Raw genomic sequence first — 25,272 nt, forward strand, 5'->3', positions numbered from 1 at the left:
GCCGTGGTCCGTCCTCATCACGTCTCCCCCGTCCCGCGAGCGCCGCCGTCGTCGTCTCTCGTCTCAGCGAGCGATACGGCAGGCCCCCGTCACGTAGTCGGCGAGACCGTAGCGCACAACTGGACCGCACAGACCGTCTCCGCTCGCCCCGGACACAGCGGACGCACAGGTGGCCATCGTCACGTGGACGGTCCCGGTCCGGCAGTCACGGGCCCGGACTCGGGGTCGGCGCCGCCGTCCCCCTGCCGGCCGGCCCGGTGCAGGTGGATCGCCAGCTGCGTCCGGTCCCGGAGTCCGAGGCGGCGCAGGGCCACGGTGACGTGGCCCTTGACCGTGGCCCGGCTGACATTGAGCCGTTCGGCGATCTCGGCGTTGGTCAGGCCCTCGGCCACGAGCCGGGAGACCGCCTGCTGCCGGGCGGTGAGCGGTCCGCCGGACGGGGACTGCCCCCCGGCGGCCGGCCGCGGCCAGTCGTCGAGACGGTGCAGCAGCTCCCCGGTGGCGGCCGCGTCCAGCACCGTCTCGCCCTGGGCGACGGCCCGCACCCCGTCGATCAGGCGCTGGGCGCTCACGGTGGTGTGCACGTACCCGCTCGCGCCGGCCTGCAGTGCGTCGATGAGGTCCCCGCCCGGTCCGGGCTCGCCGAGGAGGACCACCCGCGTGCCCAGCGCGGTCAGGGTCCGGACGAGCTCCTGGACGACGGGGCCGCGCGCCCCCAGCCCGAGCAGGGTCACGTCCGGGCGCGTGCTGGTGGCGAGCAGGAGCGCCTCCGCGGCACCGGCTGCCTCGGCGACCACGGTGACGTCGGCAGCACGGAGCAGGACGGCGCGCAGACCCCGGCGGAGCACCTCGTGGTCGTCGCAGATCAGCACCCGGATCGACGGCGCCGCGCCCCGGACCCGTACCGGCCCGCCGGGCACCGGTTCCTCGCCCCAGCGGGGTGGCCCGGGGCCACCGCCGGTGCGCGAGGTCGGCGCCTGCCCACCCGGCTCCGCACCGGCCGCGCCGGGAACCGGGTTGACGCCCATGCGCTCGACTCCGCTCTCGCAGGCACCCGACCTGGCAGGGGGCCCTGGGTCGGTGCCACCGCAAGCTAGGGGATGCCCCAGCACAGCGCCACCGGCTGACCGCGCGTCGTCGCCGACGGGCCACCGGTTCATCCCGGAGTAGGGGGTGCCCGGCCCCAGGAGGTGGCAGACGGGCACCTCGGGGAGGGGCCGTCGACCGACCGCCGGGCGTCCCCGTCCGGTCCGGAGGGCGGTACCACCCCCTCGCCTGCCCCTCCGGGTGGGGCCCGCACCGACCGGCCCCACCACCTCCGGCGCAGCCCGGAAACGGCCCTTCCGGCCGATGCCGGCGGCCCGGACACCGCCCTAGCGTCTGCGGTGTCAGTCCGGTCCCGCCAGCGCCGCAGGAGCAGCCGTGCACGAGACGATGATCATCGCGAAGATGGCCCCCACCGACGCCGACGAGGTGGCCGCCGTCTTCGGCCGCTCCGACGCGACGTCGATGCCCCACGACATCGGGGTGCGTCACCGGTCCCTCTTCCAGTTCCACGGCCTCTACGTGCACCTGATCGGCTTCGACCGACCGCCGTCGGAGTCGATGCAGGTCGCGCAGTCGCTGCCGTCGTTCCGGGCGGTGAGCGACGAGCTCAGGCCCTACATCGAGCCGTACGACCCGAACTGGCGCTCACCGCAGGACGCGATGGCGCACCGCTTCTACCACTGGACCTCGTCGCCCGCGTGAGGGCGACGAGACTCGGTTGAGAGGCAGTCATGACCCGTTCCTCGTTGACGACACCCGGGGTGCCCGCCCCGCCGGTGCACACCGGCTGGACCTCCTGCCCGTCCTGCGGCTGGCTGCTCTACAACAAGCGGCTGGAGCGCAACCTGTACGTCTGCCCGGAGTGCGACCACCACCTGCGGCTGAGCGCCCGGGCCCGGATCGACATGCTCGTCGACGCCGGCAGCTTCACCGAGACCGACGCGGTCCGCGGCGACTCGGACCCGCTCTGCTTCACCGACCTGCGCCCCTATGCCGACCGGCTCCGCGACGCCGCGCACCGCTCCGGTGAGTCCGAGGCGGTCCTGGTGGGCGAGGCGCGGATCGGCGGGACCCCGCTGGTGCTCGCCGTCATGGACTTCGGCTTCCTGGGCGGCAGCATGGGCGTCGAGGTGGGCCGGCGGGTGAGCGGGGCCGCGGCGCTGGCGCTGGCGCTGGGTCGACCGCTGGTGGTCGTCTGTGCCAGCGGTGGCGCCCGGATGCAGGAAGGCGTCTTCTCGCTGTTCCAGATGGCCCGTGCCAGCGAGGCCCTCGGACGTCTCCGCGAGGCCGGGCTGCTCTCGGTCTGCGTGCTCACCGACCCCACCTACGGCGGTGTGTCCGCCTCCTTCGCGACCCTCGCGTCGGTGCTCATCGGGGAACGCGGCGCCCACGTGGGCTTCGCCGGCCCGCGGGTGGTGCAGGAGACGATCCGCGCCGAGCTCCCCCGCGACTTCCAGACCTCGGAGTTCCTGCTCGCCCACGGGCTGGTGGACCGGGTCGAGAACCGGGCGGACCTGCGACCGGTGCTCATCCGGCTGCTCACCCTGCACGGCCAGGACGCAGCCGGCGTCCCGGCCGAGGACGCACCGGCCGACGGACCGGACCCCGTCCTCGCCGAGGTCGCCGGCCCGCCGCCGGCGGAGACCGACCCCTGGGACGTCGTCCAGCGGGCGCGGGTCGTCGAGCGGCCGACGACGCTGGACTACCTGCACACCGCCTTCGACGACTTCGTCGAGCTGCACGGCGACCGGGCCTTCGGCGACGACCCCGCCGTGGTGGGCGGGGTGGCCGCCATCGGGGGCCGGCCGGTCGTGGTGATCGGCCACGAGAAGGGGCACTCGGTCCGCGAGCGGGTGGCCCACAACTTCGGGATGCCGCACCCGGAGGGCTACCGGAAGGCGCTGCGCCTGCTGGGGCACGCCGAGGCCCACCGGCTGCCGGTCGTCACCCTCGTCGACACGCCGGGGGCGCACCCGGGGCCGGAGGCGGAGGAGCGCGGGCAGTCCCACGCGATCGCCGAGATCATCATGCGCAGCAGCCGGCTGCGGGTGCCCGTGGTCGCCGTGGTCACCGGCGAGGGCGGCAGCGGTGGCGCGCTGGCCCTGTGCACCTCCGACCGGCTGCTGGTCCTGGAGAACGCCTACCTGTCGGTCATCAGCCCGGAGGGGTGCGCGGCGATCCTCTGGCGGACGGCGGCGGCGGCCCCCGCCGCGGCGCGGGCCATGCAGCTGGGCGCCACCCACCTGTACCGGTCGGGCATCGCCACCTCCGTCGTCCCCGAGCCACCGGGCGGCGCGCACACCGACCCGGTCGCGGCGGCGGACCTGCTCCGCGCAGCACTCGTCCGCGAGCTGGACGAGCTGTCCGGGACCGACGTGGACACCCTGCTGGCCGAACGGTCGCGCCGGTTGTCCGGCATGGACGGCCACGGCGGCCGCCGCGTGCGCTCGCTGCAGCCCGTCGTCCCGGCGGGGTGCTGACCGTGCACCCGAGCGAGTTCGCCCCCCGGCCCGTGCTGAGCGGCGCCCCGGTGCCGGCGGACGACACGACCCGGTCGCTGAGCGAGGAGGTGGTCGAGCTCGCCCGCAGCCTGCCCGGTGACCTGCGCCGGCTCACCGTGCGCAGCGGTGACATCGCCATCGAGGTCGAGTGGGCGGCCGAGGACCGTCCCGCCGGCGAGGGCGGGCCTGCCCTGCGGAGCACCCCGGGTGGCCGGGACGTCCCGGCCGGGGCCGTCGCGCCCGCTGTCCCGGACGACGTGGTCGCCGTCACCGCACCCCTGGTCGGGACCTTCTACCTCGCCTCGGCACCGGACGCCGACCCGTTCGTCCGGGTCGGCGATGCCGTCGAACCCGGACAGACGCTCGCGATCGTCGAGGCGATGAAGCTGATGAACCCGATCGTGGCCGACGAGGCGGGTGTCGTCACCGAGGTCCTGGCCGGGGACGCCGAGTCGGTGGAGTACGGGCAGGTCCTGATGTACCTCCGTCCGACGGGGGCGGCGCAGTGATCAGCCGGCTGCTCATCGCCAACCGCGGCGAGATCGCCGTCCGGATCGCGCGCGCCTGCCGGGAGCTGGGCATCGAGGTCGTCGCCACCTACTCCACGTCCGACCGGCACTCCGCGGTGGTGGAGATGGCCGACGAGGCGGTGCACATCGGCCCGCCCGCCCCGCGGCACAGCTACCTGCACGTGCCCAACCTCATCGAGGCCGCGCTGCGCACCGGCGCGGACGCCGTCCACCCCGGCTACGGGTTCCTCTCCGAGGACCCGGACTTCGCCGAGATCTGCGACACGGAGGGGCTCACCTTCGTCGGTCCCCCGCCGGAGGTCATGCAGCAGATGGGCAACAAGGCCACGGCCCGCCGGCTGATGGCCGAGGCCGGCCTGCCGCTGCTGCCCGGTGTGGTCGAGCCGGTCCGGACGGCGGAGGAGGGGCTGGCGATCGCCGACGAGATCGGCTACCCGGTGATCATCAAGGCGGCCGCCGGGGGCGGTGGCCGCGGGATGACCGTCGTGTCGGCACCCGAGGAGTTCGCCGAGGCCTTCACCGCCACCCGGGCGGTCGCCCGCGCGGTGTTCCGCGACCCGGCCGTCTACGTGGAGCGCTACCTGACCGGCGCCCGCCACGTGGAGGTGCAGGTCCTCTGCGACGGGCACGGCGCGGGGATCCACCTCGGCGAGCGCGACTGCTCGCTGCAGCGCCGCCACCAGAAGCTGCTCGAGGAGGGGCCGGCGGCCCACCTCTCCCCCGAGCGGCGCGCCGAGATCGGTGCCCTGGCGGTGCGCGGTGCGCTGTCGGTGGGGTTCACCGGCGCGGGGACCGTCGAGTTCCTCGTCGATGCCGCCGGCGCGTACTTCATGGAGATGAACGCCCGCATCCAGGTCGAGCACCCGGTCACCGAGGCACTCACCGGCGTCGACCTCGTCCGGGAGCAGCTGCTGGTCGCCGGCGGCCGCCGGCTCCAGCTGCAGCAGGAGGACGTCGTGACCCGGGGTGCGGCGATCGAGTGCCGGATCAACGCCGAGGACCCGGCCCGCGGGTTCGCCCCGGCCCCCGGCCACCTCGACGTCCTGCAGGTCCCCGGCGGGCCGTGGACCCGGTTCGACACCGGCTACCGGCAGGGCGACGACGTGAGCCCGCACTACGACTCGCTGCTGGGCAAGCTCGTCGTCTGGGCCCCCGACCGCGACCAGGCCGTCCGCCGGATGGACCGGGCGCTGGCCGAGCTGCGGGTCGAGGGCCCGGGCCTGCGCACCACCATCGCCCTGCAGCGCGCGATGCTCCGGCACCCCGAGGTGCGCGCCGACCGGCACGACATCGAGTTCCTCGACCGCAGCCTGCCCGAGCTCCTGGCCTCCGCGGCTGCCCTGGCCGCGTCCCCGGCGACGCCCATGCCCGCCGCCCACGGTCCGCTCCAGCTCGTCCCCGCGCCGTCCGGCACCGACCGGCCGGGGTCGTCCCGTCCACCCACCGATGAAGGGAACACCGCCATGCCCGACAGCCCGTTCACCCTCGAGGACCTGATGGACCTGCTCGCCGCGAAGGCCGGGCTCCCGCCGGAGTCGCGCACCACCGACCCCGACGCCCACTTCGCCGACATCGGCCTGGACTCGCTCGCCTTCCTGTCCATGCAGACCGAGCTGCACGACCGCTTCGACACCGAGATGCCCGACGACGACCCGGACCGCTACACGCTCGGCGAGATCGTCGCGACCGTCTCCTCGGCGCAGTCGCAGATGGCCTGAAGAAGGACCCCGTCCCCCTCACCCCTCGTGCGCTCGGCGCGAGCCCCTGGAGGGGGCCGCCCCCGCCAGACCCCCTGACCCAGGCACACAGCCGGAGGACCCAGTGAGCACCCTCGAGAACGACAGCCGCACCGTCGGCCACACCGACAACTCGATCCTCATCGACGCGGACATCGACCACGTCTGGCGGATGACCAACGACCTGCCGTCCTGGCCGGACCTCTTCACCGAGTACGCCGAGGTGGAGGTGCTGGCCCAGCACGGCTCGACGTTCCGCTTCCGGCTCAAGATGCACCCGGACGAGTCCGGCCGGGTGTGGAGCTGGGTCTCCGAGCGCACCCTCGACGAGGACGCGCACGTGGTCGTGGCCAAGCGGGTCGAGCCCGGCCCGTTCGAGTTCATGGACATCCGGTGGGACTACGCGCCGGAGGGCACCGGCACCCGGATGCGCTGGCAGCAGGACTTCCGGATGCGGCCGGAGGCGCCGATCGACACCGCCGGCATGACCGAGCGCATCGACGCCAACAGCAAGGTCCAGATGGCCGTGATCCGCGACAAGGTGGAGGCCGCCGCCCGGCGCGCGGAGCCGGCGACATGACCGGCGGCGCGGGCGCCGCGGTCGTCCTCCCGGGCGAGTGCAGCGCCCGTCCCGGCGGCCTGGACGCCTGGCTCGTCGACGGGGTCGCCCGCGAGGTGGTGGCCGAGGCCTCCGACGTGCTCGGGCGCGACGTCGTCGCCTGGTGGGGCGACCCGCTCAACCTCTCCGACCCGCTGGCCGCGCACCTGGCGGCGCTGGTCACCGGGGTGGCGGGGTACCGCAGCCTGGTCGCGGCCGGCCTGCAGCCGGTCGTCGTGGCCGGTCACGGCGTCGGGGAGTGCGCTGCGCTGGTCGCCGCCGGCGCCCTGCCGCTGGAGCAGGTGGTGGCCTTCGTCGGCCTGCGTGCGGAGGCCCTCACGCACGCGCCGCGCCCCTCCTGGGCGGGCATGGCGGCCGTGGTCGGGCCGGGTGCCGAGGAGGTCGCCCGAGCGGTGGTGGCGTCCACCGGGGCGGACGGCGGGCTCTGCGTGGCGTCCCTCGACGGCCCGGCCCAGGTGGTGCTCTCCGGCCGTCGGGAACAGCTGGAGCAGGCCCGCGCAGCCGTCACCGCGGCCGGGCTGGACCTGGTCCGGCTGTGCGGGCGGGCGCCCTGCCACGGCCCACTGGTCCAGTCGGTCGCCGACCACCTCACCGCCGCGCTCACCGACCTGGACTGGTCGGTCCCGGTCGTCCCGGTGGTCCCCAACGCCGACGCGCAGCCGACCCGCGACCCCGGCCGGCTGGCCCGGTGCCTGCAGGCACAGCTGACCTCGCCGGTGCAGTGGGAGGCCACCTCGCACGCGCTCGTCGGCGCCGGGGCCACCTGGGTCGTCGAGGTGGGCTCCGTGCCCGTGCTCGGGCCCCTCGTCCGGCAGGTCCACCCGCGCCTGCCCCTGTACCTGGCCACCGGGCCCGGTGCGTCCACCCCCATCGCAGCCCCCGAACCCGCGCTGACGGGTCCGGCACCCACCGGAGGAGACAGATGACGACGATCCAGCACCCCACGGCGCAGGTCCGCTGCGGGCCCACCGTGTCGCGGGCCGACACGGTCCCCAACCGCCGCCGCGGCGGTGACATCCGGGTGCTGCTGTCCCCCACCAGCGTGGGGGCCACCGCCGGGTTCCTGGGCACCCTGACCCTCGAGCCGGGGGAGGTCGTCACCGAGCACTGGCACCCCTACTCGGAGGAGTTCCTCTACTGCGTCTCCGGCGACGTGCTGGTGACCCTGGACGGCGAGGAGCGCCGGCTGGTCGGGGAGTCGGCGCTGCACGTCCCGATCGGGGTGCGGCACCGCATCGTCAACGACGGCGCGGCCACGGCCTTCTTCGTCTTCCTCGCCGGGCCGCTGGCCCCCCGGCCGGAGCTCGGCCACGTCGACACCGAGCCCTCCCCCGGCTCCATGGGCGTCCGGTGAGCGCCGACCGGCGCCGGGTCGTCATCACCGGCATCGGCGTGGTCGCGCCCGGGTCGATGGGCCGCGAGGGCTTCTGGGACATGATCACCGCCGGCCGGACGGCCACCCGGCGGATCACCTTCTTCGACCCCAGCCGCTTCCGGTCGCAGGTGGCGGCGGAGGTCGACTTCGACGGGCGCAAGCTCGGGCTCACCGCCCACGAGGTGCACCGCAACGACCGGTTCGTGCAGATGGCCATGGTGGCCGCCGACGAGGCCGTCGCGGACAGCGGGCTGACCCTCGGTGCCGGCGGCGCCGACGACGCCCCGGACCCCGACCGGGTCGGCGTGACCCTGGGGAGCGCGGTCGGGGCGACCATGCGGCTGGAGAACGAGTACGTCGCGGTCAGCGACGCGGGGACGCACTGGCTGGTCGACCCCCGGTACGCCTCGCGGTTCCTGCACCAGGCCCTGGTGCCCAGCTGCGGGGCCACGGAGCTCGCGGTGCGCTTCGGCGCCCACGGTCCGGCCACCGTGGTCTCCACCGGCTGCACCTCGGGCATCGACGCGGTCGGCTACGGCGCCCAGTTGATCGAGGACGGCGACGCCGACGTGGTCATCGCCGGTGCCAGCGACGCGCCGATCTCGCCGATCTCGATGGCCTGCTTCGACACCATCCGGGCCACCACGGCCAACAACGCCGACCCCGAGCACGCCTCCAAGCCCTTCGACGCCCGCCGGGACGGCTTCGTCATGGGCGAGGGCGCCGCCGTCCTGGTGCTGGAGGAGCTCGGACACGCACGGCAGCGCGGCGCGGAGGTCTACTGCGAGGTCAGCGGCTACGCCAACCGCTGCAACGCCTTCCACATGACCGGGCTGCGCCCCGACGGCATCGAGATGGCCGAGGCCATCGGGCTGGCGCTGGACCAGGGCCGGATCGACCCGGACGAGGTGGGCTACGTCAACGCCCACGGCTCGGGCACCAAGCAGAACGACCGCCACGAGACCGCCGCGGTGAAGCGCAGCCTCGGCCCGGCCGCCCAGCAGGTGTCGATGAGCTCGATCAAGTCGATGGTCGGCCACTCGCTCGGCGCGATCGGGTCGATCGAGATCGCGGCGACCGCCCTGGCGGTCAAGCGCGGTGTGGTGCCGCCGACGGCCAACTACGGGGTGCCCGACCCGGAGTGCGACCTGGACTACGTGCCCAACACCGCCCGCGAGCAGAAGGTGGACGTCGCCCTGTCGGTGGGCAGCGGCTTCGGCGGCTTCCAGTCGGCCATCGTGCTGGCGTCCCCGACGAGGAGGACCGCATGACCGGGCTGCTGGTCACCGGGATCGGCGTCGTCGCGCCCACCGGCGTCGGCGTCGAGGCGCACTGGTCCTCACTCCTCCGCGGGGAGCCGGCCATCCGGCCGATCGAGGGCTTCGACACCGAGCAGTACGGGGTGACGCTCGCCGGGCAGGTGCGCGACTTCGACCCCAAGGAGTTCGTGGCACCGCAGCTGATGGTGCAGACCGACCGCTGGACCTGGACGTCCCTGGCGGCCGCCACCCTGGCCGCGCAGGACGCGGGCTACGAGGCCCCCGAGGACGCCTACGCGACCTCGGTGTTCCTGGCCGCCGGGTCCGGCGGCAACGAGTTCAGCCAGCACGAGATCCAGGGGCTGTGGGCCAAGGGACCCAAGTCGGTCGGCGCCTACCAGTCGATCGCCTGGTTCTACGCCGCCAGCACCGGCCAGCTCTCCATCCGCGACGGCTACAAGGGCCCCTCGGGCGTCGTGGTGAGCGAGGGTGCCGGCGGCCTGGACAGCATCGGCTGGGCCCGCCGGGTGGCGCGCCGCGGCACGCCCGCCGTCCTGGTCGGGGGCACCGAGGCCGGGGTGACGCCGTACGCGCTGCTCTGCCAGGCGACCAGCGGCCGGCTGTCGACGGCCACCCGGCCCGAGGACGCCTACAAGCCCTTCGACCGCCGGGCGAACGGGCACGTCATCGGCGAGGGCGGCGCGATCCTGCTGCTGGAGGAGCCCGGCGCCGCCCGGGCACGGGGCGCCCAGCACGTCTGGGGTGAGGTCGCCGGCTACGGCGCCACGCACGACGCCCACCACCACGAGGACCCCGCACCCGACGCCACCCAGTACGCCCGGGCGATCCGGATCGCGCTGGCCGACGCCGGGATCACCCCGGACGACGTGGACCTGGTCCTCGCCGACGGGGCCGGGCTGCCGGAGCTGGACGCGCTGGAGCTGGAGGCGCTCCAGCGGGTGTTCGGCGGGCGGGCCACGCCGGTGCCGGTGACGGCGCCGTCGTCCTGGACCGGGCGGCTGATGGCCGGCGGCTCGGCGCTCAACGTGGCGACCGCGCTGCTGGCGATCCGGGACGGCATCGTGCCCGGCACCGCGCACCTCGACGACCCGGTGGACGCGCCGGGCGTGGACCTCGTGCAGCAGAGCCGGGTGCAGGACGTGCGGACCGTCGTCGTCCTGGCCCGGGGCTTCGGGGGCTTCAACAGCAGCCTGGTGCTGCGCCGACACCAGCCAGAGGGGACGTCATGACGACGGTGCAGGACACGACCGCCACCGGGCAGGACACGGCCGGGCAGGACACGACCGGACAGGACACGGCCGGGCCGGGTGGGGCGGTCCGCACGCTGCTGCGGATGCGCGTCCGCGAGGGCTGCGAGGAGCGGTTCGAGGAGGCGTGGCGCACCGCCGCGGTCGCCATCGCCGGGGAGCCGGGCAACGTCCGGCAGGAGCTGATGCGCGACGCCGACGACCCGCGCACCTTCCTGATCGCCGGCGACTGGGCCGACCGGGCGGCCGCGGACGCCTTCGGCCGTTCCAGCGCCCGCGAGGCACTGACCGCGGCCATGCGGGACCTGCGCGAGGACGCCGACCGCAGCACCTACGAGCTGCGCTACGGCATCGCCGGCGGGGAGCAGGCCGCCCACGTCCGCATCGACATCAGCACCCGGGTCGGTGAGGGCGAGGAGGAGGCGTTCGAGCGCGCGTACGCCGTGGTCGCCGGACGCCTGCAGGGGACGCCGGGGCTGATCCGGGAGGAGCTGCTCCGTGAACCCGGCACGGGGCTGTACCACATCTTCGCCGAGTGGGAGTCCGACCAGGACTTCCGCAACTGGGTCGACGACCCCTCGCACGCCGACCGGACCGGCCCGATCATCCGGTGGCTGTCGGTGTTCTTCGAGCGGAAGCTCTACGAGATCCGGCACCGGCCACCGGAGGCCGGCGTCCGCGGCGTCGGGGGCGTCCTGAGGACCGCGACCGAGCGGGCCGTCCCCGTACCGGCTCCCGTCGCACCGGCACCCCGGACCCCGGTGCCGGTCGCGGCCGCCCCCGCCCCTCCGCGGGCCGCAGCGGCCGTCGCGACCCCACCGGCCGCCGAGGTGCTCGTCGTCGGCGCCGGGCCGACCGGGCTGACCGCCGCGATCGAGCTGGCCCGGCGGGGGATCGCCGTCCGGGTGGTCGACCGGCGCAGCGAGGCGTCCGCCCAGGCGGACAAGGCGATCGGCGTCCACTGCCGCACGATGGAGATCTGGGAGGACCAGGGCATCGTGACCGAGGCGATGGACGTCGGCACGTGGCTGCACGGCCAGACGGTGTTCGTGAACGGCAAGCGGACCCACCAGGTGGACTGGTCCGGGCTGGAGGAGCTGCCCTTCGCCCACCTCGGGCTGCCGCAGTACGAGACCGAGCGGCTGCTGGGCGCGAAGCTGGCGTCGCTGGGGGTCCGGGTGGAGCGCGGCGTCGAGCTGCGCGGCTTCCTGCAGGACGACCAGGGGGTGACCGCCCAGCTGGAGCACCCCGGCGGCCGGGCCGGGACCGTGCGGGCGCAGTACCTGATCGGGGCCGACGGTGCCGGCAGCGCGGTCCGCGAGCAGCTCGGGCTCACCTTCGAGGGCGGCCTGTCGATGTTCCCCCAGCTGTTCATGCTCGGCGACGTCGACGTCGACTGGGGCACCGGGGCGGAGGAGGTGCCGGCCGGCCACCTGGTGCGCTGGGTCCGGATCGAGGAGGACGGCGACTTCACCGGGATGCTGGTCTGCGTGCCGCTCGCCGGCCGCAACCGCTACCGGGTCGCGACGCTGGCCCCCCAGCGGCTCCAGCAGACCATCGGGTCCGGCGTCGTGCCGCCCGGGTTCTGGAAGGAGTACGACCCGCCCGGCCTCGCCGACATCCAGGCCGCGATCGACGACCTCGGTCCGGCGGGCACGACCGCGACCGACCTGCGCTGGTCGTCGGTCTTCCGGGTCAAGCACGGCATCGTCGACCGCTACTCCGACGGCCGGGTGTTCGTCGCCGGCGACGCCGCGCACCTGCACCCGCCGGCGGGCGGGCAGGGCATGAACACCGGCATCCAGGACGCCTGGAACCTGGGGTGGAAGCTGGCGCTCGCCGTCCGGGGACTGGCCGCCCCCGGGCTGCTGGACAGCTACGACACCGAGCGGCGCCCGGCGGGCAAGGCGATCGTCGACCGGGCCGTCGCCGTCGCGTTCACCGACGAGATGGACATGGACGACGAGCGGGAGCAGTTCCTGCTCGAGATGCAGATGACCATGAACTACGCGGACAGCCCGTTGGTCGCGGAGGTCACCGACGGCACGGCCTTCACCGGTGGTCCACTGCCCGGCCACCGGGCGCCGGACGTGCTGGGACTGCGCCGGTTCGGTGTCGCTCACGACCTGCGGTTGTTCGACCTGACCCGGGGCACCGCGGCCACCCTGCTGATGTACGCCGGGTCCGGCGTGGACGCGGAGCAGCTGGCCGCGCTGGAGGAGCTGGCCGGGTCGGTGCGCCGGTCGACCGGCGGTCAGGTGCGCCCGTACCTGGTCGCCGCGCCGGACACCGTCGTCCCGCCGCTGGTCGACCTGCCGGTCGTCCGCGACGCACGGGGCGGCTTCGCCGCCGCCTACGGTGTCGCGGGCCCGGGGACGGCGGCCTACCTGGTGCGACCCGACGGGCACGTCGGCCTGCGCACCCGGCCGGTGTCCGACCACGCCGTCCGGGCGCACCTCATGGAGGTCTTCTCCGGGTGACCGGAGGCGGCGGGGCCCGGCGCCGGTCGCCGCCGGGCCCCGCCGTCCTGCGTCAGCTCTGGCTGAGCTGCAGGGACGGGTAGTCGGTGTAGCCCTCCGCGCCCTCGGCGTAGAAGGTCGCGCCGTTCGGCTCGTTCTCCGGGTGCCCGCCCTGCCAGCGCTCGACCAGGTCGGGGTTGGCGATGGCCGGGCGGCCGACCGCGCAGGCCTCGGCGTGCGCGGCCTCGATCAGCGCCACGGCCTCCTCGCGGGTGGTCACGGTGGAGAAGCCGCTGTTGGCGATCAGCGGGCCACCGAAGCGGCGGCGCAGCTCCTGGACGAGGTCACCGGCGGGCTCGGCGTGCAGCACCGACAGGTAGGCCAGGCCCAGCGGGCGGAGCTGGTCGAGCAGGGTGCCGTAGGTGGCCAGGACGTCGTCCCGGTCGGTCTCCAGCGCGCCCTGGATGTTGTGCTCGGGGGAGATGCGCAGCCCCACCTTGCCGGCGCCGATGGCCTCGGCCACCGCGGTGACGACCTCGACGACGAAGCGGGCGCGGTTCTCCGGCGACCCGCCGTAGACGTCGTCGCGGGTGTTGGCCGCCGGGGAGAGGAACTCGTGCAGCAGGTAGCCGTTGGCGCCGTGGACCTCCACGCCGTCCAGGCCGGCCTCGATCGCCCGGCGGGAGGCGGTCACGAAGGAGTCGCGGACCTCGGCGGCCTCCTCGACCGTCAGCGCGTGCGGCACCGGGTAGGGCTGCTTGCCCCTCGTGGTGTGGGTCTCGCCGTCGATCGCGATGGCCGAGGGGGCCTCGACCCGGTGGCCGTTGTTCGTGTCGGGGTGGGTGACCCGACCGCCGTGCATGACCTGCATCACGATGCGGCCGCCGCGGGCGTGCACGGCCTCGGCGACCCGCGCCCAGCCGGCGACCTGCTCGTCGGTCACGATGCCGGGCTGGCCGACGAAGGCCTGCGACTCGAACCGGGGGTAGGTGCCCTCGGTGATGATCAGGCCGATGCTCGCGCGCTGCGCGTAGTGCTCGACGACCAGGTCGTTCGGCACGCCCGAGGCACCGGCGCGCATGCGGGTCAGCGGGGCCATGACGACGCGGTTGGCGAGCTCGAGGTCGCCGAGGGTCACGGGGGAGAACAGGTCCATGTCCTGGGCAAGGTCGTTGCCCTCGCTCAACATTCCGGGGTGCGGTCTTCCTCACGTCCCGGCGCCGGAAGTGGTTGCAGGACGGAACACCGGGGCGCCGTCCGGTGCTGGGCACCTCCGGAGGGGCGAGGACGACGCCGTCCCGGGCCCGTGCGCCCCCGACGCCGCCTCCCCCGGACCCCACGACGAGAGGAAGACCCATGGCGAAGACCTGGTTCATCACCGGCGCATCCCGCGGTTTCGGCAAGGAGTGGTCGATCGCGGCCCTCGAGCGCGGCGACAACGTGGCGGCCACCGCCCGCGACACGGCGACCCTGGGCGACCTGGTGGCGCAGTACGGCGACCGCGTGCTGCCGATCCAGCTCGACGTGAACGACCGCGCAGCCGACTTCGCCGCCGTCCAGCAGGCGCACGACCACTTCGGCGGCCTGGACGTGGTCGTCAACAACGCCGGCTTCGGCCAGTTCGGCATGGTCGAGGAGATCTCGGAGACCGAGGCCCGCGAGCAGTTCGAGACCAACGTCTTCGGCGCGCTCTGGGTCACCCAGGCCGCGCTGCCCTTCCTCCGGGCCAACGGCGGCGGGCACGTACTGCAGGTGTCGAGCATCGGCGGCATCTCCGCGTTCCCGAACATCGGCATCTACAACGCCTCGAAGTGGGCGCTGGAGGGCTTCACCCAGTCCCTCGCCGCCGAGGTCGCCGACTTCGGCATCAAGGTCACCCTCATCGAGCCCGGCGGGTACTCCACCGACTGGGGCGGCGCCTCGGCGAAGCACGCCGCCGAGAACCCGGCCTACGACGAGTTCCGGGTCAAGGCCGCCGAGCAGCGCAAGGCCCGGCTGGGTGGCACGCCCGGCAACCCGGTCGCCACCCGCGAGGCCGTGCTGGAGATCGTCGACGCCGAGGACCCGCCGCTGCGCGTGTTCTTCGGCGACGCCCCCCTCGGCATCGCCACCGCCGACTACGAGTCGCGGCTGGCCGAGTGGAACACCTGGGACGCCCTGTCCAAGAAGGCCCACGGCTGATCACCGCCTGACGCACCGAGGCCCGGTCCCCCCGCGGGGGCCGGGCCTCGGTGCATCCCGGCGGGGTCCGGCCCGCGGGCCCCGGCCTCGGCGCACTCCGTCGCGAGCGGGTCCGCCGTCGTGCGCTGGTGGTCGTCTCCCCGGCCCGGAGGCAGCCATGAGCGCACGACGGTGGGCGCAGGACCCCTGCGCCGACGCCCGGTGCGCGCTGTGGCAGCCGTCGACTGTGCGCCGAGCGGGGTCCCGGCGGGCCGGGGAGCCCGCTGAGTGCACGGTCGGCGGGTCAGGCGACGAGCTCGGCCTGGCGGACGGCGGCGCCGGCGAGCCGCGCGTAGCGACCGCCCTCGGCCAGCAGCTGCTCGTGCGTCCCCTGCTCGACGACCCGACCCGCGTCCAGGACGGCGATGAGGTCGGCGTCGCGCACCGTGGACAGCCGGTGGGCGATGGTGATCGTCGTCCGGCCGCGGCTGGCCTCGTCGAGCGCGGCCTGCACGGCCCGCTCGGTCTCGTTGTCCAGCGCGCTGGTGGCCTCGTCGAGCACCAGCACCCGCGGGTCGCGCAGCAGCGTGCGGGCGATGGCCAGCCGCTGCTTCTCCCCGCCGGAGAACCGGTGCCCGCGGGCGCCGACCACGGTCTCGTAGCCGTCGGGCAGCGCGGCGATGACGTCGTGCACCTGGGCGCGGCGGGCGGCGTCGACCATCTCGGCGTCGGTGGCGTCGGGCTTGGCGTGCCGGAGGTTCTCGGCGATGGTGCCGTGCAGCAGGTAGGTCTCCTGCGCCACGACCCCGACCACCCGGGCCAGGTCGGCCAGCGTGAGGTCGCGGACGTCGACGCCGTCGATGGTGACCCGCCCCGACGTCGGGTCGTTGAGCCGGGCGACCAGCGAGGCCAGCGTGGACTTGCCCGAGCCGGTCTCCCCGACCAGCGCCAGCGTCGCGCCGGCGGGCACGGTGAGGTCGACGCCGGACAGCGCGTCGCGGTGGCCGTCGGGGTAGCGGAAGCCGACGCGGTCGAACCGCACCTCGCCGCGGACGTCGTCCAGCCGCACCGGCGACGCCGGGTCGTCGATGTCGACGGGGAGGTCCAGGTACTCGAACACCCGGCTGAACAGCGCCATCGAGCTGGTCAGCTGCACGCCGATGTCCAGCAGGCCCATCAGCGGGCGGAACAGCGCGCCCTGCAGCGTGGTGAAGGCGACCAGCGTGCCGATGGTCATGCCACCGGAGGTCGCCGGGAGGCCCGCGGCCAGGTAGATCAGCGCCGGGATGCCGGCGAACACGATGCTCATCGTCGCCATCCGCCACCGCCCGGCCAGCTGCGAGCGCACCTCGAGCCCGACCAGGTCGTCCGACGTCGCGGCGAAGCGCTGGGACTGCGCGGGCCCGGCGCCCAGGGTCTTGCCGAGCAGGACGCCGCTGACGCTGAGCCCCTCCTCGACCTGGGAGTGCAGGTCGGCGAGGTGCCGCTGGCGCTGGGCGGTGATCGAGCGGCGCATGACCGCCACCCGGCGGGTGAGCCAGATCGCCGGCGGCAGGACGACGAGCGAGAGCAGCGACAGCCGCCAGCTCAGCGCGGCCATCGCCACCGCCGTCCCGACGACGGTGGTGAGGTTGGCGGCGAAGGAGGTCGCGGTGGAGGTGACCACCGACTGCATGCCGCCGATGTCGTTGGTCAGCCGCGACTGCACCTCCCCGCCCTTGGTGCGGGTGAAGAAGCCCAGCGACTGGCGCTGCAGGTGGGTGAAGACCGAGGTGCGCAGCCCGTGCATGACGTGCTGGCCGACGGTGGTGGAGATCCAGGTCTGCAGCACGCCGAGGACGGCGGTGGCCGCGGCGACGGCGAGCATGCCGCCCACCGCCCAGGCCAGCAGCCGCACGTCCTGGCGGGGCAGGGCCTCGTCGATCACCAGCCGGACGAGGAACGGGCTGGCCAGGGCGATGGCGGAGCTGGCCACGATGAGCCCGACCACGAGGGCGAGCTGCCAGCGGTACGGGCGGAAGAGCCCGGCGACCCGGCTCCAGCGCACGGGCGAGCGGTCGAGCTGGGCGCGGTCGGCCGGGTCGGGCCGCCCGCCCGGGCGCCCGCCTCCCCGGCCCGGGGTCGTGGTGTCGGCGATGGCGACCACCCCTCTCTGTCGATGGTGAGGTTACCTCACGGTGTGGTAACCGCACCGATGTCGCTAGGATTCCCGCATGACCGCCTCCCCGCCCGACGACGGGACGGCGGTGCTCGGCGAGCTGGTGATGGGCGTGGCCCGCACGCTGCGCCGCCGGTTCATGGCCGCCCTCGCCCCCTGGGACCTCTCCCCCCACCAGGCCCGCGCGCTGCGGGTGGTGTGCGGGCGCGACGGCGTGCGGTTGTCGGAGCTGGCCGAGGCGCTGCGGATCGCCCCGCGCTCGGCCACCGAGGTCGCCGACGGGCTGCAGGAGCGCGGGCTGGTCGAGCGCTCCCCCGACCCGGCCGACCGGCGGGCGGTGGTGCTCACGCCCACGCCGGCCGGCCGGCAGGTGCAGCAGGAGGTGGACGCCGCCCGCGGCGCCGACGCGGGCGAGCTGTTCACGCGGCTGTCGGCCGACGACCGCGCCGAGCTCGCCCGGATGCTGCGGGCGCTCACCGACTGAGCTCCCGCCCCGCAGGCGGTGGTGCGCAGTCGTCGGGCTCTCCGCATGCGGTGTGACCCCGACGTCTGCGCAGTGGCGGGGCCCGGCGGCGACCCGCGCGCGAGGGGGTCTCGACCGCGGGCACCCGGTGGGTCCACCATCAGGCGATGACAGTGCCGTCATCCCCCGACTCGTCCCCCGACGTGCTGGCCGGCTGGACCGAGGAGTCCTTCACCAACGCCGGCCTCACCCACACGATCCACTCGCGGGGCTCGGGCCCCGGGGTGGTGCTGTTGCCCGAGCTCCCCGGCATGACGCCGGCGGTGCTGGGCCTGGCCGACCACCTGGTCGGTGCCGGCTTCACCGTCGACGTCGTCAGCCTGTTCGGTGAGCCCGGCCGGCCACTGTCCCCCGGCTATGCCGCCCGCAGCATCGCCTCGGCCTGCATCAGCCGGGAGTTCCGCGCCTTCGCCACGCGCGCCGACCGGCCGGTCGCGGAGTACGTGCGGGCCGCCGCGCGCCGGCTGCACGACCGGGTGGGCGGCCCGGGCGTCGGGGTGATCGGCATGTGCTTCAGCGGCGGCTTCGCCCTGGCCTCGGCCGCCGAGCCCGCCGTCCTGGCGCCGGTGGCCAGTCAGCCCGGCGTGCCGTTCCCGCTCACCGCCGGCCACCGCCGCGACATCGGGATGTCGGCGCGGGAGGCCGACGTGATCAGCGAGCGGGTGCGCAGCGAAGGGCTGTGCCTGATGGGCCTGCGGTTCAGCGAGGACACCGCCTCGCCCCGGGACCGCTTCCGCGCGCTGCGGGCGACCTTCGGCGACGGCTGGCTGCCGGTGCAGCTGAACTCCCGGCCCGGCAACGAGGCCGGCATCGGGCCCAACGAGCACAGCGTGCTGACCAGCGCGGACGTCGAGACGCCCGGGCACCCCACGCACGAGGCGCGCGAGCAGGTGGTCGCGTTCCTGCGGGAACGCCTGGCCGCGGTCCCGGCCGGGCCGAGGCGCTGAGCACCCCGGCCCGGGCCGGCCGGCGGGTGGTCACCAGCGGCGGCTGACCACCCGCCGGCGGGCCAGCACCAGCAGCAGCAGCAGTGACCCGAGCAGGACCGACAGCGCACCGAGCACCAGCGGCGGACCGACGTCCGTGCCGGTCGACGCCAGGGCCGCGGGCGGGACGGTCGGCGTGCTGCCGGACCCCGCGGCCGCCGGGGTGCCACCGGGTGCCCCGGTGGCCGGGGTGCCACCGGCTGCCCCGGCGGCCGGGGTCTCCTGGTCGGCGGGGGCCGCGACCGGCGCGAGGACGTCGATCGACGGGGCGGGCACCGGAGCCGGGGCCGACGGGACAGCGGGGTCCGGCAGCGGGACCGGAGGGGCGACCGGGGGGCCGACCGGCGGGGCGGTGTCGCCGGGCGCGGGGACCGGGTCGGGCGGGACCACCGTGACGGCGACCTCCGCCCAGTGGCTGGCCAGCAGCGCACCCGACCCGGCCGGCGGGTCGGCGGCCGCCGTCGCCGACCGGACCAGCCGGCCGGTCCGCGCGTCCTCGGCGGTCACCCGGTAGGGCGCCGACACCGCGCACGTCGTGGTCTCACCACGCGCCAGCGTCACCGCCTGGCAGGTCGTGGGCACACCGGCGGAGTCCCGCACCTCCAGCGAGGTGAGGCGGACGTTGCCGTTGTTGCGGACCAGGAACCGGTACAGCAGCTCGTCACCGGGACGCACGGCCTCGACCGGGTCGGTGCCCGAGGCGGTCGTGACGGTGGTCGTCATGCCGATCTCCGCACGGACCGCGGCCAGCAGCACCGAGGCGGTGTCGGGGAGGGACTCCACCGACGTCCCGGCGGCGTCTCCGCGGGCGGTCGCGGTGTGGGTCACCCGGCCGGCCAGGAGATCGGCCTCGGTCACCACGTGGGTGACCTGGACGGGGCACAGCACCGAGGCGCCGGGCTGCAGCAGCGCGGCCGCGCAGGCGGTCGGGCCGCCGTCAGCGTCGACCACCGCGACGTCCCGGACGCCGACGTTGCCGACGTTGGTCACCCGGTGGCGCCACTGGACGACGTCCCCGACGTCGGGGAGCGCGGCGCCGCCCGGCACCCGGGACACGGCCGTCTCCAGCGCCGGCGCGGGATCGGACGGGCTCGACACCCACGACGACGCACTGGCCCGCGGGCCACCGCGCGGCTCGGCCGCGGTCACGGTGGGCCGGTACTCGAGGACACCGGCCGTGACGTCGGCAGGGGTGACCGAGTACGCCGCTGCCGTGCAGGTGGTGGAGGCGCCCGGGGGCAGGCTCGTCCGGGCGCACACCGCCGCCGGTGACACCAGCGCCTCGACCGTGAGGTCGCTGAGGGTGACGTCCCCGGTGTTCGTCACGTAGACGCTCCACAGGACCGACTGCCCGTCGACCAGCGCGTCCCTCGGACCGACACCGGGGCGGTGGGCCACCGCGACCGCGGTCAGCGCCGGGGTGGCCGGGCCCACCGGCACGGTGGCCACCACGGGGCCGAAGGCCAGCGGCGTGGTCGAGTCCGGCGCGCTGCCGGTCACCGTGGCGGCGGAGACGACGCCCTGCCCGGCGTCGAACTCGCCCTGGGTCACCCGGTGGGTCGCCAGTGCGGTGCAGGTCATGGCGGTTCCCGGTGCCAGCGACGACTGCGGGCAGGTGGCTGCCCCGACGAGCTGGTCGGTGACCTCGACACCGGTCATCTCCACGTTGCCGTCGTTGGCGACGAGGTACCGGTACGCGATGCCGTCGCCCGACCGGACCCCCGCGGCATCGGCCGGCGCGGCCACCGTCGACAGGGGCGTCACCGTCAGCGAACGGGCTGCCGGGACGACGTCGACCGTCACCGAGGCGGTGTCGTTGCCGCGCACCGGGTCCGCGTCCTCCGCCGACAGGAACAGCGCCTCGTCGACCACCGGGTCCGCCGACTGCACGGTCCCGACGACGTCCAGGGTGACCTCGTCGCCGACCGCGAGGTACGGCACCCGCCACGACCCGTTGGCCGCGCTGTAGGCACCGGAGCTGGGGGCGCCGGAGGTGACGAGGACACCGGGGTGCGGGGCGTTGCGCAGCAGCAGGTCCCGCGCGTCGGAGGGACCACGGTTGGTCACCACGACCTGGAAGGACACCGACTGGGTCTGCACCACCCGCTGCGCGCTGGCCGTCATGCGGACGTCGATGTCGGAGCGCCGCACCTGGGGCCGGTCGAGCACGTGCACGTTGTCGCCGGTGTCCGGGTCGGGTGAGGCGGCGGAGACCCGACGGGTGCGGGTGAACCGGTCGTCCTTGGACGAGGCGCGCAGCACCGTGTCCGAGGTGACCGTCCAGTCGGCGCCCACCGCCAGGGTCTCCAGGGTGCAGACCACGACGGCCCCGTCGGCGGAGACCCCGCCGACGACGCTGCCCTCGTAGTGACAGGTCCCGCCACCGGCGCCCAGCTCCGGCACCGGCTGCCCGGTGGGCACGGGCATCCGCAGCACGACGCCGTCGGCGCGGGTCCGTCCGGCGTTGTGGACGGTGACGACGGCGTGCACCGGCTCGCCGGCGACGAGGTCGGGCCCGCGGGGGTCGGCCGCCTCCTGCGTGACCGACAGGTCCGCCTCCAGGTACACCTCGAGGGAGACGGTGGCGGTGTCGTTGCGCGGCTCCACGTCCTGCACCGGGGACACGGCGGTCGCCGTGGCCGACGCGAGACCGGCCGGCGCCGTGGGACGCACCGCGGCGGTGCCGGTCAGGGTCTCGGTCCCGTCCACCGCGATCTCCGGGATCGTGCAGCCGGACGTCGTGGTGCTGCACGGCACCCCGGCGACGTCGGTGATGTCGATGCCCGGCGGCAGGACGCTGAGGAACGACACGTGCTGGGCGGTGGAGGGACCGAGGTTGGTGACGGCGAGGGTGAAGGTGAAGGTCTCGCCGGGCCTGACCCGGCCGGGGACGGCGGTGTGCAGGTCCAGGGCCACAGCGAGGTCGGCCCGCTCGCCCACCGGGTCGGCGTAGGAGGCGTTGTTGTCCGTGACGTCCGGGTCGGGGGTCTCGGCCAGCACGACCACGCTGTTGTCGACCACGTCGCTGCCCGACGCCGACAGCCTGACCACCATCTCGACGGTGGCCGAGGCGCCGGGGCCGAGGTCGGGGAGCGGGCACTCCACCGTGCCGGTCCCCGGGTCGACCACGCAGCTGACCGGGGTCCCGTCGACGCTCGCGGAACGGAAGGACGCCCCCACCGGCAACGGGTCCACCAGCCGGACGCCCCGGGCCACCGACGGCCCCTCGTTGGTGACCACGGACGTGTAGGTGACGTCCTGTCCGGCGATGGCCCCGCCGCTGCTGTTCAGGGTCACGCCGAGGTCGGCCGAGGTCGTGACCGTGTCGCTCGTCGTCCGGACGTTGTTGCCGGCCACCTGGTCGAACGTGCCGGAGGCCGTCGCGGTGAGGAACGCGTACTGCGCGCCCGGCGCCGCGCCCGCCGGCACGGTGCCGGTGATGGTCAGCGACCGGGACTGCGCGACGGCGAGGGTGTCGTAGTCGCACGTGACCGTCTGCCCGGACAGCGTGCACGTGCCGTCCGCCGTGCTCACCGTGGCGCCGTCGAGCTCCGGGAGCGTGGCGGTGACCCGTGCGTCGGGCTCGGTGCTGGGCCCGTTGTTGACCAGCGCGACGGTGTACTCGGCCGTGCGTCCGGCCACCAGCGGACGGGTGACCTGGGTGGCGGTCACGGCGAGGTCCGCTGCCGGGTCGACCCGCGTGACCACCTGGTTCGACGTCGAGGTGCGCCGCTGGCCGGCCAGGTCGTCGTCGAAGGAGACGGTGGCGTCGTCGGTGATCGTCGACTCGGCGCTCGCGGTGTCCACCCGCACCTGGTAGGAGATGCTGCGGTTGTCGTCGGGCCGGATGACGCCACCGGCGGTCGCGGTCGACCCCAGCCCCACCCGCACGCGCACCGTCCGGGTGGCCGCGTCGTACTCCCCCTGGTCGTCTCCGGCGGCGTCCGAGCGGACCTCCGTCGCCGAGGCGGTGATCGCCCGGATGGACCCGGGCACGAAGGTGACGCCGGCCGGGAGCACGTCGGTGACGACCGCGTTCCTGGCCGGGTTGCCGCCGGCGTTGGCCGCGCTGACGGTGTAGGTGAGGAGCTCACCGACGTTGGCCGTCGGGCCGCCGTAGCGGGTGGTCGCGGTGGTGGTGGCCACCACGCACGGCCCGGTGCCGAAGGAGATGTTGTCCAGGAAGTTGCCGACGGAGGGGTTGCCGCCGGCCGACGTGACGGCGCGGAAGCCGAACCGGGTGGTGGTCTGGCCGGCCGGCACGGTGTAGGTGCCCGAGTGCACGCCCCACGCCGTCCGTCCGTCGCTGAGGTTGCCCTGTCCGGTCAGCAGCCCGCTCGGTGCACCGAGGACGACGGACATGACGTCGGTGCCCGACCGGCCGCGGTGCGCGAGCTCCCAGCGCAGCGTCTGCCCGGGGGTGGTCGGCAGGTCCTGGTAGAGCGTCGACGGCTGGGTGGCGTTGAGCTCGGCGAACTGGCTGCCCGCCGCGGCCGGCACCCCCTGGAAGGGCGCCCGCCACAGCTCGATGAGGCCATCGGTGGCCGTGGTCCGCCAGCCCGGCACCTGGTTCTCGGGGAGGAACGCGAAGCTGTTGTCCGGGATGACGGGGAGCTCGAAGCCGCCGTCGGCCAGTGCCACGCTCGCGCTGCACGACGCGGGGGTCTGGGCAGCGGCGGCCGAGGTCGCCGACGTCACAGGGACGATGCCCACCACCAGCCCGGCCAGGAGGGCACCGACCGCACCGGGCGCCGTCCGTCGTGGCCGCGCGCCCCATCGAGCACCACGCATCCCGTCACCCCCGCACCGTCCGTCACAGCGACCCCACTGGTCACGCGACGCGGTGGACCTTGACAGCCCGCGTGGTGCCGCCACGCACGCCGCGCGGCACGCCGCGGAGATGTCGCGACGACCGTTCCTGCAGGTCGACAAGGCGATCGGGCGTCAGGCACCCACCGGCCCGCGTGGCCAGCGCTGGCCTCCCGGGGACGGGACGGGCAGGCTCGGTGCCGTGACCGGACCCGCGCACGACCCAGACCAGGTCAACCTGCACCCCGGGCAGCACGACGAGGGCGGGGAGGGCGGCATGGCCACCCGCGAGCTGGCCGCCCGGCACCAGGCGGAGGACGACGAGGAGGACTGAGCCTCAGCCCGCCCGGCGCCGCCACCAGCCCCGGCGGCGGGACGGCGCGGGTGGCGCCGGCACCTCGACCGGCGGCTCGGGCACGGCGGGGTGCTCCGCCCGCCACCGGGCCAGCTCCTCGTCCAGGTCGGCCATGCCCACCGCGATCCAGACACCCTCGACCGGCCGCCGGTAGTACTGGTCGACGCGCGCGTTGTGCGCCTCCACCACCGCCCGCGCCCGCTCCTCGGTGGGCTGGGCGGCGACCAGCGCGGGGAGGTCCTCGCGTTCCTTGCGCAGCACCAGCCCCGAGGGCAGCATCGACACGGGGTCGGCCTCTTCACGGCGGGCCCATTCCAGGGCCCACTCGTAGCTGCTCTTCTCCCTGTCCCGGCGCGGCAACGGCTTGCCCGCCCCCGCCAGGCCCTCGAAGGCACCCCGTTCCCGGCCCTGGGCGATCTGCTGCTCGACCCAGGACCCGAACGACATGCCCTCGGGCTTGCGCTCGGTCATCGTCGTCCTCCCGGTCTGCCAGGCTAGGTCGCGTGCGGACGACGAGCAGCCGAGAGGTCTACCGGAACCCCTGGATACGGGTGCGGGAGGACGCCGTGGAACGACCCGACGGCTCCGCCGGCATCTACGGCGTGGTCGAGAAGCCCGACGCCGCACTGGTGATCGCCGCCGAGCGGGGCGGCTTCTGGCTGGTGGAGCAGTTCCGCCACCCGCTGGGCCGCCGGTCCTGGGAGTTCGTGCAGGGCACCTGGCCCAGCGGTGGCGGCGGGACGGCGGAGGAGCTGGCCCGCGCCGAGCTGGCCGAGGAGACCGGCCTGCGTGCCGGGGCGATGCGGCTGCTGGGACGGATCGACATCGCCCCGGGCCTGACCGACCAGCAGACCGACGTCTGGCTGGCCGGTGACCTGACCCCCGGCCCCACCGCGCGCGAGGACACCGAGGCCGACATGCGCCAGCAGTTCGTGTCCGAGGCCGAGCTGCGCGCGATGGTCGGCGACGGGCGGTTCACCGACGCCCCGTCGCTGGCCGCGCTCTCGCTGCTGCTCCTGGACCGCGGCGCGGCGTCCGAGGAGTGAACCGGGGCACTCCCGGGCAAGGACGGGGCATGGACGATGCTGAGGACACCGTCGAGGTCACCGTCACCGAGCACGACGCGGAGACCGCCGAGATCCGCGTCGTCGGCGAGCTCACCGAGGGTGCCCGCCGGCCGCTGGTCCGGGCGATGACCGACCTGATGCTCGGCGCCCCCACGCTGAAGAAGGTCCAGCTGGACACCTGCGGGGTCACCTTCATGAACTCCGCCGGCATCGCCTCGCTGGTGCAGCTGCACAAGATGGTCCAGCCCCGCGGGATCGAGCTGCCGCTGGTCGTGCACTCCACCACGGTCGCCCGGCCGCTGCAGCTGTCGGGCCTGTGGCACCGGTTCACCGTCGTCGACCGCCGGGACGACGGCCCCGACGTCGTCCACGAGTCCACCCACCGGCGCACCGAGCACAGCTGACGCACCCCCTCCTCGG

The 25,272-nt window shown here is 75.0% G+C and carries 21 protein-coding genes; 16 read left to right on the forward strand and 5 right to left on the reverse strand.

Annotation, left to right across the window (positions count from 1 at the left end; genetic code table 11):
- Window positions 1-179 precede the first annotated feature (179 nt).
- Complete coding sequence (locus O2W14_RS00135) at window positions 180-1,028, reverse strand: LuxR C-terminal-related transcriptional regulator (protein WP_269174055.1); 849 nt, start codon at window positions 1,026-1,028, stop codon at window positions 180-182.
- 394 nt (window positions 1,029-1,422) lie between these two features.
- Here O2W14_RS00135 and O2W14_RS00140 point away from each other — a divergent pair, with 394 nt between their 5' ends.
- The 10 genes from O2W14_RS00140 (at window position 1,423) to O2W14_RS00185 (ending at window position 12,815) form a co-directional block, all read left to right on the forward strand.
- Window positions 1,423-1,749, forward strand: coding sequence for a TcmI family type II polyketide cyclase (locus O2W14_RS00140; RefSeq protein ID WP_269174056.1), 327 nt, complete (start codon window positions 1,423-1,425; stop codon window positions 1,747-1,749).
- Window positions 1,750-1,778: 29 nt separating this feature from the next.
- The gene (gene accA, locus O2W14_RS00145; protein ID WP_269174057.1) at window positions 1,779-3,527 is read left to right on the forward strand and encodes an acetyl-CoA carboxylase carboxyl transferase subunit alpha; all 1,749 of its coding nucleotides are present in this window, start codon (window positions 1,779-1,781) and stop codon (window positions 3,525-3,527) included.
- Window positions 3,528-3,529: 2 nt separating this feature from the next.
- Window positions 3,530-4,057 carry an acetyl-CoA carboxylase biotin carboxyl carrier protein gene (locus O2W14_RS00150; RefSeq protein WP_269174058.1) on the forward strand — a complete coding sequence of 176 codons (528 nt, stop codon included), beginning with the start codon at window positions 3,530-3,532 and terminating at the stop codon, window positions 4,055-4,057.
- Entirely contained in the window at window positions 4,054-5,796 is a 1,743-nt protein-coding gene (locus tag O2W14_RS00155; protein ID WP_269174059.1) for an acetyl-CoA carboxylase biotin carboxylase subunit, read from the forward strand. The genes O2W14_RS00150 and O2W14_RS00155 overlap by 4 nt, the downstream gene beginning before the upstream one ends.
- A gap of 103 nt (window positions 5,797-5,899) precedes the next feature.
- Window positions 5,900-6,394 carry an SRPBCC family protein gene (locus O2W14_RS00160; protein WP_269174060.1) on the forward strand — a complete coding sequence of 165 codons (495 nt, stop codon included), beginning with the start codon at window positions 5,900-5,902 and terminating at the stop codon, window positions 6,392-6,394.
- Window positions 6,391-7,359, forward strand: a complete 969-nt coding sequence (locus O2W14_RS00165; RefSeq protein ID WP_269174061.1) for an ACP S-malonyltransferase — start codon at window positions 6,391-6,393, stop codon at window positions 7,357-7,359. Before O2W14_RS00160 ends, O2W14_RS00165 begins: the two co-directional genes overlap by 4 nt.
- Entirely contained in the window at window positions 7,356-7,787 is a 432-nt protein-coding gene (locus tag O2W14_RS00170) for a cupin domain-containing protein (protein ID WP_269174062.1), read from the forward strand. The genes O2W14_RS00165 and O2W14_RS00170 overlap by 4 nt, the downstream gene beginning before the upstream one ends.
- On the forward strand, window positions 7,784-9,079 hold the full coding sequence (locus tag O2W14_RS00175) for a beta-ketoacyl-[acyl-carrier-protein] synthase family protein (protein WP_269174063.1): 1,296 nt from the start codon (window positions 7,784-7,786) through the stop codon (window positions 9,077-9,079). The genes O2W14_RS00170 and O2W14_RS00175 overlap by 4 nt, the downstream gene beginning before the upstream one ends.
- Window positions 9,076-10,317, forward strand: a complete 1,242-nt coding sequence (locus tag O2W14_RS00180) for a beta-ketoacyl synthase N-terminal-like domain-containing protein (RefSeq protein WP_269174064.1) — start codon at window positions 9,076-9,078, stop codon at window positions 10,315-10,317. Before O2W14_RS00175 ends, O2W14_RS00180 begins: the two co-directional genes overlap by 4 nt.
- Window positions 10,314-12,815, forward strand: a complete 2,502-nt coding sequence (locus O2W14_RS00185; RefSeq protein WP_269174065.1) for an FAD-dependent oxidoreductase — start codon at window positions 10,314-10,316, stop codon at window positions 12,813-12,815. The genes O2W14_RS00180 and O2W14_RS00185 overlap by 4 nt, the downstream gene beginning before the upstream one ends.
- Window positions 12,816-12,867: 52 nt before the next feature.
- Here O2W14_RS00185 and O2W14_RS00190 read toward each other — a convergent pair whose 3' ends face one another.
- Entirely contained in the window at window positions 12,868-13,980 is a 1,113-nt protein-coding gene (locus tag O2W14_RS00190) for an alkene reductase (protein WP_269174066.1), read from the reverse strand.
- A 170-nt stretch (window positions 13,981-14,150) separates the two neighbouring features.
- Here O2W14_RS00190 and O2W14_RS00195 point away from each other — a divergent pair, with 170 nt between their 5' ends.
- A complete protein-coding gene (locus O2W14_RS00195) occupies window positions 14,151-14,975 on the forward strand; it encodes an SDR family oxidoreductase (RefSeq protein ID WP_269174067.1) in 825 nt (274 codons plus the stop codon).
- 283 nt (window positions 14,976-15,258) lie between these two features.
- Here the strand turns inward: O2W14_RS00195 and O2W14_RS00200 are convergent, their stop codons facing one another.
- Window positions 15,259-17,100, reverse strand: a complete 1,842-nt coding sequence (locus tag O2W14_RS00200; protein ID WP_269174068.1) for an ABC transporter ATP-binding protein — start codon at window positions 17,098-17,100, stop codon at window positions 15,259-15,261.
- Between the two features lie 67 nt (window positions 17,101-17,167).
- Between O2W14_RS00200 and O2W14_RS00205 the strand changes: the two genes are divergently transcribed.
- Together O2W14_RS00205 and O2W14_RS00210 are read left to right on the forward strand one after the other, a co-directional pair.
- On the forward strand, window positions 17,168-17,596 hold the full coding sequence (locus O2W14_RS00205) for a MarR family winged helix-turn-helix transcriptional regulator (protein WP_269174069.1): 429 nt from the start codon (window positions 17,168-17,170) through the stop codon (window positions 17,594-17,596).
- 146 nt (window positions 17,597-17,742) lie between these two features.
- Window positions 17,743-18,582: a dienelactone hydrolase family protein gene (locus O2W14_RS00210; protein WP_269174070.1), complete on the forward strand. Its 840-nt coding sequence runs from the start codon at window positions 17,743-17,745 to the stop codon at window positions 18,580-18,582.
- 30 nt (window positions 18,583-18,612) lie between these two features.
- On the opposite strand, the gene O2W14_RS00215 is transcribed toward O2W14_RS00210, so the two are convergent.
- Window positions 18,613-23,262, reverse strand: a complete 4,650-nt coding sequence (locus tag O2W14_RS00215) for a DUF7507 domain-containing protein (protein WP_269174071.1) — start codon at window positions 23,260-23,262, stop codon at window positions 18,613-18,615.
- 370 nt (window positions 23,263-23,632) lie between these two features.
- Here O2W14_RS00215 and O2W14_RS00220 point away from each other — a divergent pair, with 370 nt between their 5' ends.
- Window positions 23,633-23,764, forward strand: a complete 132-nt coding sequence (locus O2W14_RS00220; protein WP_269174072.1) for a hypothetical protein — start codon at window positions 23,633-23,635, stop codon at window positions 23,762-23,764.
- A gap of 3 nt (window positions 23,765-23,767) precedes the next feature.
- Here O2W14_RS00220 and O2W14_RS00225 read toward each other — a convergent pair whose 3' ends face one another.
- Window positions 23,768-24,256, reverse strand: a complete 489-nt coding sequence (locus tag O2W14_RS00225; RefSeq protein ID WP_269174073.1) for a J-domain-containing protein — start codon at window positions 24,254-24,256, stop codon at window positions 23,768-23,770.
- A 95-nt stretch (window positions 24,257-24,351) separates the two neighbouring features.
- Here O2W14_RS00225 and O2W14_RS00230 point away from each other — a divergent pair, with 95 nt between their 5' ends.
- Both O2W14_RS00230 and O2W14_RS00235 read left to right on the forward strand, forming a co-directional pair.
- Window positions 24,352-24,831 (forward strand): NUDIX domain-containing protein, encoded by a 480-nt coding sequence (locus tag O2W14_RS00230; RefSeq protein ID WP_269174074.1) that lies wholly within the window; start codon window positions 24,352-24,354, stop codon window positions 24,829-24,831.
- Window positions 24,832-24,860: 29 nt separating this feature from the next.
- On the forward strand, window positions 24,861-25,256 hold the full coding sequence (locus tag O2W14_RS00235) for an STAS domain-containing protein (protein ID WP_269174075.1): 396 nt from the start codon (window positions 24,861-24,863) through the stop codon (window positions 25,254-25,256).
- Window positions 25,257-25,272 lie beyond the last annotated feature (16 nt).

Origin of the sequence: Modestobacter sp. VKM Ac-2986 (genome assembly GCF_026967795.1) — a bacterium.
Lineage (GTDB): Bacteria > Actinomycetota > Actinomycetes > Mycobacteriales > Geodermatophilaceae > Modestobacter.